The sequence below is a fragment of the Buttiauxella sp. S19-1 genome (genome assembly GCF_022134725.1).
Lineage (GTDB): Bacteria > Pseudomonadota > Gammaproteobacteria > Enterobacterales > Enterobacteriaceae > Buttiauxella > Buttiauxella ferragutiae.
This window is the reverse complement of sequence record NZ_JAHWLU010000224.1, coordinates 1-2500: the sequence shown is the minus strand read 5'-3', so window position 1 is coordinate 2500 and position 2500 is coordinate 1. Positions and strand designations below refer to the sequence as shown.

1 protein-coding gene is annotated in these 2500 nt (G+C 47.3%); it reads left to right on the top strand.

The genetic code is table 11. The features are described 5' to 3' along the window. Positions 1 to 699: 699 nt before the first annotated feature. Positions 700 to 2500: beta strand repeat-containing protein (locus tag MES37_RS24070; RefSeq protein ID WP_237932797.1), on the top strand; the 1801-nt coding region annotated here is incomplete at its 3' end.

Below are 2500 nucleotides of genomic sequence, written 5' to 3'. Positions count from 1 at the left end.
ATTATGGTTTGCCTGATCAAAAAAACAACGATATTAATCGTTTTTGTCTATTTCATGATCAAATTTGTTTTCACCAAAGCATTATCCCACAATAAAACTATTGTTTTCCAAGTCTGATATATAAAGTAAAAACAAGAATAAACATTCAATACAGATAGTGAGAAGATTCTCATTCAACAATTCCAGAGAAATACTCCCCCCTCATGTAAATAAACATTTCCACAGAATACTTAAGTCAAATCAACAGACGCTAGATTTTACATCAGGATAACCGCTTGAGTATTAACAGCACCACTTAATGATTACCCTTCAATAATCCATCATTCAAAAATAAATAAAATACATTTAAAATCAATAAATTAAACAATAATAACCATTAAAAAACAATGTCGTTACTTTATATGAAATGGCCAAAAAATTCAGACCGTAATAGCTAATGATTTCTCTTGGCTTCTCGGGAAACTTGAATAATTACACTTAACTCAAATTAATAATAATGGTGCTCAATTCCCACCGCTCTACCTGCAATGATACATTAACGGGTAACGAGTTGTATAAAAACCAAGCAAACAGCGTCTTCACATGCTGGCTTTCGCTCGTTTTTATATAACCACATATTGTATTTATTGCTACCAGAAACATGGGAATGAATCCCAATCTATTAGCATGTTAATAATAGATTCCGAGATAATAAAACGCATGAAATATATTTATAAAGCGGTATCCCGCGAAGGGCTGGGCTTATTTATCGCAGCCTCGCTGTGTACGACCACAGCACACGCCGTATCCATCAATAAAGATGGCACTTTTGCTGACCTTCCTGAAAACCCGGACGCCTTATATGTCGGTGATGGTGGAACCGGCTCGCTGATTATCAAACAAGGTGAGACTGTTGTCGCCGGGCAAACTTCCGGTGGGATCTCCGGCTCAGTACTGGGCTACGATAATGGCGACAGCGGGACGGTGGATGTCGATGGCGGCACCTGGTACGACAGTGTTACCTCCTCTAATGACCCATCGGGCAAAGGAACAACCACTGTTGGCGGCAGCGGAGATGGCACGCTGAATATTAAAAACGGCGGCAATATGTACGCCATGTTTATTAATATCGGGCAAAACGGCAGTGGTAACGGTGTCGTTAATGTCGATGGTGCCGATTCCCATTTATTTGTCACTGCGGATTCAAGCTCGGGGATCACCGTTGGGACCAACGGCACCGGGACACTAAACATCACCAACGGTGGGAAAGTGACCTCCAACTCATCATCCTCCGTTGGCCATGGTAAGAAGGCTAACGGTACCGTGAACGTCAGCGGAAAAGGTTCAAACCTCACGATTACCAGCGGCGGATTAAGTGTGGGTGGCAGCGGAACCGGCACCTTAAACGTTACCGATGGTGGCACCATCAACAGTAATGGTGGGGCCATTGCCGCAGCATCCGGATCGACGGGCATTGCAACCGTCAGTGGCGCAGGTTCAAGCTGGGATCTCGGCGCGGATCGCACACTTTCCATTGGTTTTAGCTCCAAAGATGGCACTGAAGCCGAAAGTACCGGAACGTTGGTTGTTGCAGATCAAGGCCGCGTGGCGGCTGGAAATGGCATCAACGTGGCGGGTGATGGCAGCACTATTTACATCGGTGCTGAAGAAGGGTCTGCTGCGACTGCTCCAGGCACACTGGAAACACCAAAAATTGATTTACTCAATGCAAGTAATACGCTGGTGTTTAACCACTCAGATACCTCAGGAAACTACCTGTTCTCGCCGAAAGTTTCAGGCAAGGGGACGGTCACCAACTTAAACGGCACAACCGTACTGACTGGCGAGAATACCTACACCGGTGGCACCACCATCAGCGGTGGCACTCTGCAACTGGGCGATGGCAGCACGGCGGGCACACTGGTTGGTGATGTCGTCAACAACAGCGAATTTGTCATCAATAACCCAGCGGAAACCACGCTGTCTGGTGTGATGTCAGGCACAGGTTCGATGACTCAACAGGGCGATGGCACCACCATTTTAACCACCCAAAATAGCTACACCGGCAAAACCATCGTCAATGCAGGCGCGCTGCGTACCGATGAAGTTGACAGTATTGCCACCAGCAATGAAGTGAATATCAATGGCGGCGTGTTTGATCTGAACGGTAACAACCAACTGGTGAATCGCCTTGGCGGAACCGGCGGTGAAGTTCAGTTGAATGGCGCGACACTGACCGTCAACAATGCGACAAGCGCAGATGATTCCCGCTACGCGGGCAATATTGTCGATGGCACTTCCGAAGGCAGCCTGACCAAAACCGGTGACGGTTCCCTGACGCTGACCGGTAAAACAGGCTGGACAGGCGATACCCATATCGATGGCGGCGAGTTGGTGCTTGATGGCAGCAACGGCGGCGCACAGCTAGTCAGTAATATCATCGCCAAAGACAACACTGCGCTTTCTCTGCGTAACGGTGCAAATCTGACCGGCTGGATTGACCCAACCGACGTCAACATCG